9 protein-coding genes are annotated in these 10,794 nt (G+C 42.3%); 7 read left to right on the top strand and 2 right to left on the bottom strand.

From position 1 onward, the window contains the following. Nucleotides 1-156 precede the first annotated feature (156 nt). Both PQG45_RS11735 and lon read left to right on the top strand, forming a co-directional pair. Nucleotides 157-459 carry a DUF6702 family protein gene (locus tag PQG45_RS11735; protein WP_316070916.1) on the top strand — a complete coding sequence of 101 codons (303 nt, stop codon included), beginning with the start codon at nt 157-159 and terminating at the stop codon, nt 457-459. Between the two features lie 92 nt (nt 460-551). After that, complete coding sequence (lon, locus tag PQG45_RS11740; protein WP_315575066.1) at nt 552-3,044, top strand: endopeptidase La; 2,493 nt, start codon at nt 552-554, stop codon at nt 3,042-3,044. Here the strand turns inward: lon and PQG45_RS11745 are convergent. After that, nucleotides 3,008-4,930: a RecQ family ATP-dependent DNA helicase gene (locus tag PQG45_RS11745; RefSeq protein ID WP_316070917.1), complete on the bottom strand. Its 1,923-nt coding sequence runs from the start codon at nt 4,928-4,930 to the stop codon at nt 3,008-3,010. The two genes, lon and PQG45_RS11745, sit on opposite strands and share 37 nt — an antisense overlap. Before the next feature lie 137 nt (nt 4,931-5,067). Here PQG45_RS11745 and PQG45_RS11750 point away from each other — a divergent pair, with 137 nt between their 5' ends. The 5 genes from PQG45_RS11750 (at nt 5,068) to PQG45_RS11770 (ending at nt 9,672) form a co-directional block, all read left to right on the top strand. Beyond that, the gene (locus PQG45_RS11750) at nt 5,068-6,531 is read left to right on the top strand and encodes a DUF4301 family protein (RefSeq protein ID WP_316070918.1); all 1,464 of its coding nucleotides are present in this window, start codon (nt 5,068-5,070) and stop codon (nt 6,529-6,531) included. A 327-nt stretch (nt 6,532-6,858) separates the two neighbouring features. After that, entirely contained in the window at nt 6,859-8,049 is a 1,191-nt protein-coding gene (gene uxuA, locus PQG45_RS11755; protein WP_316070919.1) for a mannonate dehydratase, read from the top strand. Nucleotides 8,050-8,191: 142 nt separating this feature from the next. Further along, nucleotides 8,192-8,596, top strand: coding sequence for a 30S ribosomal protein S12 (rpsL, locus tag PQG45_RS11760; RefSeq protein ID WP_315575073.1), 405 nt, complete (start codon nt 8,192-8,194; stop codon nt 8,594-8,596). Nucleotides 8,597-8,666: 70 nt separating this feature from the next. Then, nucleotides 8,667-9,134 carry a 30S ribosomal protein S7 gene (gene rpsG, locus PQG45_RS11765; protein WP_130895318.1) on the top strand — a complete coding sequence of 156 codons (468 nt, stop codon included), beginning with the start codon at nt 8,667-8,669 and terminating at the stop codon, nt 9,132-9,134. 130 nt (nt 9,135-9,264) lie between these two features. Beyond that, nucleotides 9,265-9,672, top strand: a complete 408-nt coding sequence (locus PQG45_RS11770; protein ID WP_315575075.1) for an RrF2 family transcriptional regulator — start codon at nt 9,265-9,267, stop codon at nt 9,670-9,672. Nucleotides 9,673-9,682: 10 nt separating this feature from the next. Here PQG45_RS11770 and PQG45_RS11775 read toward each other — a convergent pair whose 3' ends face one another. Then, complete coding sequence (locus PQG45_RS11775; RefSeq protein WP_315575077.1) at nt 9,683-10,408, bottom strand: RluA family pseudouridine synthase; 726 nt, start codon at nt 10,406-10,408, stop codon at nt 9,683-9,685. Nucleotides 10,409-10,794: the final 386 nt, after the last annotated feature.

Below are 10,794 nucleotides of genomic sequence, written 5' to 3' on the forward strand. Positions count from 1 at the left end.
CCTTCTTGAAGAATAGCTAAGCGATCCTCCGGACTGAAAATTCTTCTTTCTCTTTTCATAGTTCCCTAATTTAATTGGTTCTAAACTCTTTTTAAAATTTAGTCCAGTCTATTAGGGGGTTAGTACAGTCTTACAGCCTTCACGGGAAAGCGATTCGTGTTTCTAGAAGGCCCACAAACCGATAACGTGCTCGAGCCGTATTTGCGAAAGCATTTGGGGGTTCAAGTAAACCAACAGCTCACCACGCCCTATCGATATTTGGGCTGGGAGTCCGTTAAAGATGTTATTTGGGTGTATGTGGAGGTTCCAACAGAACAACAATTAAAAGGGATGTATTGGGAAAATAGCTTATTAGCCGAAACATTTCCTGATCAGACCAATCTTTTTCATGTGGCTCGAGGAGAACAAAAGCATTCCTATTTGTTCCAAGAGAATAAGTGGATTCAATTATTTGACTAAGGCGGTCTGCCAAAAGGTCATGTGGCATGATATTTGATTATATGCCCATACTTTTAGAAAAATTAACGAGGGGAATATTATAAATTGTGTGTATGAATAATTCAAACGACCTTTTTAAGCATTTGAGATTGTCAGATATGTCTGACTTTGAGAATATTGAATTGATTCCCATTGGAGGGGAGGGAGCAGGTAGCGACGACAAAATGGGCGTTTTGTCAGAAGAGTTGCCGATTTTACCTATTCGTAATATCGTCTTGTTTCCGGGTATGGTGATTCCCATTACGGTGAGTCGTCAAAAATCTGTCCGTTTAGTAAAGAAAGCATATAAAGGAGATCGCACCATTGGGGTTTTGGCGCAAGCAAATCATTCCAAAGAGGAGCCCTTGCCAGAGGATTTATATAAGATTGGTACTGTTGGTCATATCGTCAAAATGTTTGTTTTGCCTGGTGGAAACACGACCATTATCGTTCAAGGGCGTAAGCGTTTTGAGGTAAAAGAATACATCAAAACAGAACCAAACCTAATTGCCAAAGTCAATTATTTAGAAGATACATTTCCAAAGAAATTGAATCGGGAAAACAAGGCATTGATTTCGACCTTGAAAGAAAATGCATCTAAAATTCTCAATTTGAATCCAGAGATTCCTCGGGAAGTTCAAATCGCTTTGGATAACATTGAATCACCTTCTTATTTGGTGCACTTTTTGTCTTCCAATGTGAATGCTGAATTGCCTGAAAAGCAGGCTTTGCTTGAGCAATTGAATGGCTTAGAGCAAGCGACAAGCTTGCTGGAGCACATGATGAAAGATATCCAACTCTTGGAGTTGAAGCGTGAAATTCAGAGTAAGGCTTCGAGTGATATTGACCAGCAACAGCGGGATTATTACATACGCCAACAAATCAAAGTACTTCAGGAGGAACTCGGCGTAGAAAGCCCTGAGCAAGAATTGGATGGCTTGCGTGCACGTGCCTCGAAGAAAAAATGGACGAAAGAGGTCAATGATTTTTTCCAAAAGGAATTAAACAAGCTGCAACGAACAAATTCAATGTCACCGGAATATCCGATGTTGATGAATTATGTCGAGCTTTTAGTTGATTTACCTTGGTCTGAATACTCCAAAGATAACTTCGACCTTATCAAGGCAAAGAAGGTCTTGGATGCAGATCATTTTGGTCTGGAAAAAGTAAAAGAAAGAATCATCGAGTATTTGGCGGTGTTGAAGATGAAGGGAGACATGAAAGCGCCAATTCTCTGTTTATATGGCCCTCCGGGCGTAGGTAAAACATCCTTAGGTCGTTCGATTGCGAAGGCATTAGGACGTAAATACGTTCGTATGGCATTGGGTGGTTTGCGAGATGAGGCGGAAATTCGCGGGCATCGAAAAACCTACATTGGGGCCATGCCGGGAAAAGTAATTCAAAACATTAAGAAGGCAGGTTCTTCGAATCCCGTATTCATACTGGATGAGATTGATAAGGTTGGGGCAGATCACCGCGGAGACCCTTCGTCAGCTTTGTTGGAAGTCCTGGACCCTGAACAAAACAATAGCTTTTTAGATAATTACATGGAGGTCGAATATGACTTATCCCGTGTAATGTTTGTTGCTACGGCCAATAATTTGGATACGATTCATCCCGCGTTACGCGATCGGATGGAGATTATTGAAGTGAGCGGCTACACGATGGAGGAGAAAGTACAGATCGCGAAAAAGCATTTGTTGCCAAAACAAAAGTTGGAACATGGCCTCGAAAAAATTGCCTTCACGATGACGGATTCGGCCATTCAAAAGGTCGTTGAGGGATACACGCGTGAGTCAGGTGTTCGGAAATTGGAACAGGAGATTGGACGTGTAGTTCGTAAGATGACGAAATCGATTGCCATTGGTGAGGAGTATCCGAGTAAAATCCAACCTGCGGATGTTGTAAAAATGCTAGGTCAGGAAGTATTTGACAAGGATTCATATGAAAGCAATGAATATGCTGGGGTTGTTACAGGTTTAGCATGGACGCCAGTAGGTGGTGATATTTTGTTCATTGAAACGTTGTTGAACCGTGGTAAGGGACAATTGACTTTATCTGGCCAACTAGGTGATGTGATGAAAGAGTCGGCTGTTGCGGCTTTGAGTTTCTTGAAAGCCCATGCGGATGATTACCAAATCGATTACCGTATTTTCGATCAATATAATTTGCATATCCATGTACCTGCGGGTGCGGTTCCTAAGGATGGTCCATCTGCCGGGATTACGATGTTGACAGCTATCGCTTCTGCATTGACCCAACGAAAAGTGAAGGCCAATTTAGCTATGACGGGTGAAATTACTTTACGTGGAAAGGTACTTCCTGTGGGAGGTATTAAGGAAAAGATATTAGCTGCCAAACGTGCGGGTATCAAAGAGATCGTCATGTGCAATAAGAATCAGAAGGATGTGGAGGAGATTGAGGCACATTATATTTCCGATTTGAAATTCCATTATGTGGAACATGCCACGGAGGTGTTGGCGATTGCTTTATTAGGCCAACAAGTTAAAAATCCAGTAAAATTTGTTTTTCAGGACGAGGCTAAGGCCAAAACGTCTGTTGACTGATACGTTATATCGCCCATTTCGAGGCAATATTGAATCATTTTAGCTGCCTCTGCCTGTGTTAATGGGCGGAGGCATTCTATTAAATCTTGGAGGTTCATTGCTCCATTCTTGAGGTAATTCAAAATTAATTGACGCTCTTTTTCCATTCCCTCGGGGTAGGCCTTGCCACTGGATTCTTTTTTGCGCTGGATGCAATTATCGCAAATGCCACAATTCGCTTGGTCTGATTCGCCGAAATAGGCCGTTATTAATCTGTTTCTACAGTTTTTATCAGCTCGAACGTAGGTTTCAATGGATTGAATTTTATGTTGGCTTCTGTCCTTTTTCTTCAAATACTCACTCCAAATGATGGGTAAATTTTCCGAATTGGCTCGCGGAGTTAGCAGTGTTAATTTGGGTAAGCCCGACTGCTTTTCGTATTCGAGAATTTCAAATTTGGTCAATAATTGCAAAATCCGTTCGACATCTGCCAAGGGCATTTTGATGAGTTGGCTGATATTGACCTCCGAAATCGAAATGAATTGTGTGTACAGGTTGCCTCCAAAATGGCGGAGTAGAAATTTGATGAACGTCTCAAATTTCTCATTTCGAATCATGAAGTCGTAAACCTCCGCCGCCGTTGCTTGGATGCGTATTTTGGAAGGGTTTTGGAAGGAGTCATTTAAGATTAACAATCCTTCACTTTCTAAGGTCTTGATGGCAAAATAGGTTTCCGAAGCTGGTAATTGGAAGCGTCGGGCCATTTCGGTCCAATCGAAATCATAGGTCGTTAATTCGCCGCTACCTTCTGCTATTTGAAGGTAGTTACTCATGACCTGATAGGTCTTGCTTAATAGGGCAGGGGCAGGATATGTCTTTTCCCAGTTCGCTTGAAGGTCTTTGATGTCTTGTTCTTCAACAAGGATTACCGCATAGGCTTTTTTCTCGTCCCGACCCGCGCGACCTGCTTCTTGGTAATAGGCCTCGAGCGTATCGGGAAGATCCATGTGAACAACGAGTCTTACATCGGGTTTGTCAATACCCATTCCAAACGCATTCGTCGCGACGATGCAATGTGTTTTATTTTGTATCCAATCTTGTTGTTTTTTTGTTCGTACATCTGTCGCCAAACCCGCATGATAGTAGTCGGCATTTATTCCATTTTGTTGCAACAGTTGGGTAATTTCTTGTGTCTTACGTCGATTGCGCGCATACACGATGGAACAGCCACCCACCTTCTGGATCATTTGAACAAGTTGGAGGTCTTTATTATCTTCCCATTTACACGAATAGGAAAGATTCGCTCGGGTAAAGCTTTTTTGGAATATTTTCGGGTTCTTAAATCCGAGTTTTTCGATGATATCTTGTTTTACCTCTTGGTTAGCGGAGGCAGTTAAAGCGATACAGGGAACTTTTGGAATGAGCTCTCTGAAATTATTGATTTCGAGGTAAGGAGGTCGGAAGTCATAGCCCCATTGGGAAATGCAATGTGCTTCGTCGACGACCAATAGGGAAATATTCATTTGTTTGGCCCGTTCAATAAAAAGATCTGTTTTAAGTCTTTCGGGGGAAATGTAAATGAATTTTACTTGGCCGTAGATGCAATTATCGAGGGCGATATCAATTTGTTTTTTTGACATGCCCGAATAGATGGCAATCGCAGGAATACCTCTTTTGGTCAATTGATCCACTTGGTCTTGCATCAAGGCAATAAGTGGGGTAATGACAATGCAAATTCCTTCTTTTGCGAGTGCGGGAACTTGAAAGCAGATGGATTTTCCTCCGCCCGTGGGCAAGAGGGCAAGGGTATCCTGGTTTTTTAGGACTGACTCAATGATATCCTGTTGCAAGGGGCGAAACTGCGTGTGACCCCAGTGTTGTTGCAATATGTGATTGATATCCTGCATGTTCGTTCAAATCTACCAAAAATTGCTTGAAGGATAAAGTTGTGGGTTTGCTAAGTGACACAATTTTAAAATTTATCTGTTTGATTATGCGGGAAAATTCACAGCAAACCGTATTTTTATTTTTTTAAACACGCGCTATGTTATCAACATCCGATCTTTTGCAATTGTCTGCCCGGGGCATTCGTCCTGAGGAAATAAATCAACAAGTTGATTATTTTAAACAAGGTTTTCCTTGGATGAATTTAGAGAAGTCGGCGACGATTGGGGATGGCATTGTCCGATTTTCAGACGCAGATTTAGCTTCACATATTGAACGCTTTGAATCGAGGCGTTCGAGTTTGAATTTGTTGAAAATGGTTCCCGCTTCGGGGGCTGCCACTCGGATGTTCAAATCCTTGTTTGAATATATTTCGTCTGGTCAACCCAATAAGGAGTCTGATTTGTTTTTTAGCCAAAAGGAGTCTTTTGCCTTTTATCAGGAATTGGCATCTATCACTCCCGACGGTAGTTCGGAAGTGGATGTATTGAAAGTATTATTAGGGGCATCAGGTATGGAATATGGTTCTTTACCCAAAGGGCTCTTGAAATTTCATCAGTATCCTGCTGGGGCGAGAACGCCATTGGAAGAGCATTTGGTTGAAGCGGCTGAATATGCATCGGATGGTCAAAAGGCTCGCTTGCATTTTACGGTTTCACCAGAGCATCGTGGGCGTTTTGAAGCTTTAGTGGCGCAACTTTCACCGATTTGGTCATCGCATTTTGGGATTGAATTTGAGGTGACATTTTCGGAGCAGAAGCCAGCTACCGATACAGTAGCTGTTAACATGGATAATAGTTTATTTCGTGAGGATGACGGGTCGTTGCTTTTCCGTCCGGCGGGGCATGGTGCACTGTTGGAGAACTTAAATGATTTAACCGCGGATATTATTTTTATCAAGAATATAGATAATGTGGTGCCGGATCATTTGAAGCAGGCGACTATCCAATACAAAAAAGCTTTAGCTGGATTGTTGTTGTGGATTTTGGAGGGGATTAGTTATTTAGAAATGCGTTTGAAGGGAGAGCTGAAACCTGCCTTAATCGAGGAGGCATTGCTGGAGATTAAAACTTATTTGGGTTTTGAGGTTTCTGCCGATTTTGCGTTTTTATCACTCGATGCTCAGGCGGCAGCATTGTTGGAAATCTTAGGTCGGCCTACACGTATTTGTGGCGTCGTCAAAAATACTGGAGAGCCCGGCGGTGGTCCATTTTGGTGTCAAGATGCGGTAGGTAATTTGACATTACAGCTTGTTGAATCTGCGCAGGTAGACATGTCAAACGGTTCCCAAAAGGCTTTATTTGCAGGTTCTACGCATTTTAATCCGGTTGATTTGGTATGCGCGACACGTGGTAAGGATTTATTAGCGTATCGGGATATGTCGACAGGTTTCATTACGGAGAAGACAAAAGATGGGAAATCATTGAAGGCGCAGGAGTTACCAGGGTTATGGAATGGAGCCATGGCAAATTGGAATACATTGTTTGTCGAAGTCCCATTAGAGACATTTAATCCGGTGAAAACGGTGACAGATTTGTTGCGTCCTGCGCATCAAAATGCTTAGGGTTTTGCTCTTTGTAAAAATTCCCTAATTTTGCACCTCTTCCAGCAGATTTTGAAGGAAGTATATAAATGCTTGATTACAAAAACCTTGTTCGTTTTGCGGGCAAGGTTTTTTCTTTTATCGGGTAGTTGATATTAATTATCAAGTAAGTTTTTTCTTTTTCGGGCTTTCTAGAGTAGTTTTAAAAGAGGGTGTACAATTACGCTGCCGGGGTTAGATCCCCGGCAGCGTAAGATAATTCCGGAAAAGTTTACCGCTGCCAGGGTCGAGACCCTGGCAGCGGTAGCGGGGACCCTGCCGGCGTAATAAGTCAAAAAAAGAATAATTATGGCATTAGAGCAAACATGGCGGTGGTTTGGGCCGAATGACCCCGTAAAATTATCCGATGTTCGACAGGCGGGAGCAACAGGAATTGTCAGTGCCCTGCATCAGATTCCGAATGGGCAAGTTTGGGAATTGAAAGATATTTTGGAGCGCAAGGCTATCATTGAGGCGGCTGGATTAACGTGGTCGGTGATAGAAAGTATTCCTGTTCATGAGGATATCAAGACTCGTTCAGGAAATTACAAGCAATACATTGAGAACTATAAAACGTCGATACGGAATGTAGGAGCGGCAGGTTTGGATTTGGTGTGTTATAATTTCATGCCGATTTTGGATTGGACGCGGACTGATTTAGATTTTCGTTTTCCCGATGGGAGTACAGGACTTCGCTTTGATGCGGCAGAATTTTGTGCATTTGAATTGTTTTTGTTGAAGCGTCCGGGTGCGGAGCAACATTATACGCAGGAGCAAGTTGCTCGGGCAAAGCAATGGTTTGATGCATCTACGCAGGCGCAGCAGGATAAATTAATTCGAAATATTATTGCCGGATTACCGGGCTCGGAGGAGAGTTTTACACTGAAGTCCTTCCAAGAGGCTTTGGATACGTATGCGGAAGTAGGTGAGCAGGAATTACGAGCGAATCTATATGATTTTATTCGGGAGATATCACCGGCAGCTGAGGAGGCTGGGGTCATGTTATCGATTCATCCGGATGATCCCCCATATCCGATTTTGGGCTTGCCACGCGTGGTAAGTACAGAGCGTGACGCAGTACAATTATTAGCGGCCTATGAAAGCAATACAAATGGATTGTGTTTTTGTACGGGTAGCTATGGTGTGCGTGCCGACAATGATTTAGTAGGGATGGTTGAGCGCTTAGGGCATCGTTTTAACTTTATTCATTTACGTGCGACGCGCCGGGATGAACATGGTAATTTCCATGAGGCTGACCATTTGGATGGTGACGTGGATATGTTTGGGGTGATGAAAGGTCTCGTTCAGGAGCAACGAAAACGTATTGCCTCGGGACGTCAAGATTACCGTTTACCATTCCGTCCAGATCATGGCCATCGGATGTTGGATGATTTACAAGAAGGAAAGAAGACAAATCCAGGCTATACGGCGATAGGTCGTCTGCGAGGATTGGCGGAATTGCGTGGTTTGGAAATGGGAATCGAGGGCTTTCTTAAATAATTTTCTGCCAAACCGTTTTGTTTTGTCTTTCTTATTGTTAAATTTGCACCCCCATTAGTGTGGGATAACTCAATTCAATTGAGTCCACTGCATGAAATAAGGGATTAAATGAATTTATAATTAAACAGGTAATTACGCTAAAATGCCAACTATTCAGCAATTAGTGCGCAAGGGACGTGAGCAAATGACTTGGAAATCTAAGTCACCTGCTTTGGATTCTTGTCCACAAAGAAGAGGAGTTTGTACTCGTGTATACACGACGACTCCAAAGAAACCAAACTCAGCGATGCGTAAAGTAGCGCGTGTACGTTTGACAAACCAAAAAGAGGTGAATGCCTACATTCCAGGTGAAGGTCACAACTTGCAAGAGCACTCGATCGTTTTGATCCGTGGTGGTCGTGTGAAAGACTTACCAGGGGTTCGTTACCACATTATTCGTGGAGCATTGGATACTGCCGGTGTAACTGGTCGTTTACAATCTCGTTCGAAGTATGGTGCTAAACGTCCTAAACCAGGTCAAGTAGCTCCAACAGGTAAGAAGAAATAATTTATTAACAGAAAGATCCAGTATGCTTCGTTAAGGCAGAAGGTTGGGTCGAAATTAAAAAACTAACAACATGAGAAAGGCGAAACCAAAAAAGCGCTACGTATTACCAGATCCTAAATTTAAGGATGTATTAGTAACTAAGTTTGTAAACAACTTAATGTACGACGGAAAGAAATCAACTGCATTTACCATTTTTTATGATGCATTGGACAAGGTTGAGGAGCGTACAAAAGAAAACGGTTTAGAAACTTGGAAAAAAGCATTAAACAATGTGATGCCATCTGTCGAGGTTAAGAGCCGTCGTGTAGGTGGTGCAAACTTCCAGGTACCAACAGAAGTACGCGCTGAACGTAAAGTTTCATTGGGAATGAAGTGGTTAATTGGTTATGCACGTAAGCGTGGTGACAAAACAATGATGGATCGTTTAGCGAATGAAATCATTGCAGCATCAAAAGGAGAGGGAGCAGCTGTGAAGAAGAAAGATGATACGCACAGAATGGCGGAGGCGAACAAAGCGTTCTCTCACTTCCGTTTCTAATTCAATCGAATTATTTCAAAAGGCTGTCCAGCAATGGGCAGCCTTTTTTTATGCCTTTGCTTAGTTAATCGATTGGCTTAGTGGAGTATTTCTAAAAAATTAGTAGCTTTGATTAACAATCAACATAACTATGATTTCGAAGAAGGCAAAATATGCGCTAAAGGCATTGAAAGTATTGGCGCAGGCTTATGAAAAGGGGCCCTTATTGATTTCGCATATTGCGGAGTCGGAGCATATACCTAAGAAGTTTTTAGAAGCTATTTTATTGGAATTGCGCAATCATGGAATTTTGCAGAGTCAGAAAGGGAAGGGCGGAGGCTATTACCTTCGCGTTCCGCCGAGCGAAGTAACTTTTGCGAAGATTATTCGAATTGTGGATGGTCCTATTGCTCCTGCTTTATGTGTATCGTTACACTTTTATGGCAAATGCGATGATTGTGCAGATGAGGAAACGTGCCAATTGCGTACGGTATTAGCCAAATGGCGGGATGCCAATTTATCTGTTTTAGAGAAGACAACACTTGAGGAGCTTATTTAAGCTCCTTTTTTTATTCGTATAGGTAATCTAAATTCTTCATTTTGAAATCATCAGGATCTAATTCCAAGAACTCTTCCCAGAATGGATTTTCAGGAACCGAGGCTTTGCAGATGATCGGAGTTTTCTTGATGGGATGGATGAAGTATAGTCGGCGTGCGTGCAAGTTGATGCTCGCATCCGGATTCGGTTTGTCGTAGCCGTATTTGAGGTCACCACGGATTGGGCAGCCTAAAGAAGCTAATTGTACACGAATTTGATGCGGTCTGCCGGTGATTGGTTCCACTTCCACTAAGTAGTGCAAGTTGATTTTACCTAAAATTTTATAGTTCAATTCCGCTTTAAGCGCTTTGTCTTCAGGGAAGTCGTAGGCCGTGGTCGTATTTTTTGATTCGTTTTTCAAAAGCCAATGCGTCAGCTTTCCTTTTTCAGGATAAGGTTTTTTGCGGGTTACTGCCCAGTATGTTTTTTGGATGTCGCGTTTACGAAACATTTCCATCATACGTTCAAGCGCTTTGGAAGTGCGGGCGAAAATAACGAGTCCGCTAACTGGCCGATCTAGTCGGTGAACAGGGTGAAGGAAAACGGCACCCGGCTTTTGGTATTTTTCTTTGATATAGTCTTTTAGCACATCGGTTAGTGTTACGTCGCCTGTGCTGTCGCCTTGCACGAGAATTCCGGCCCGTTTATTAACGATAAGGAGGTGATTGTCTTCGTAAACGATGTGATAGTCTTTCATTGATTCAGTTTTGGTACCTCAAAATGAGGTTGTACTTACGTTACAAAGGTAGGATTATTTCGCGATAAGTGTCGGCCGAACATTTTTTTTAATTTTTTTTCAGCGAAGTCCTGCTTGATTTTCAGCGAATTACGGATTATTGTAAAATTATTTTTGCGTAGGTGTTGGTATTTATAAATTATTCCTACATCTTTGCACTCCCAATCGCTAGGAAAAAGCTTCTAGCACATTAACGGAAGGGTTTACTTGAAGGTTTCGGCTGGAGAGTAGGCGTGGAAGTTGAAAGAGTTCTTTGACGTGTTGATAGAAATAAAGACGAGATTAATTCTTTAAATGAATTAGTCATAATAAGTAGCATTCAAGACAAGGATAATGACAATTTTCTT

Origin of the sequence: Aquirufa regiilacus, assembly GCF_032470275.1 — a bacterium.
GTDB lineage: Bacteria > Bacteroidota > Bacteroidia > Cytophagales > Spirosomataceae > Aquirufa > Aquirufa regiilacus.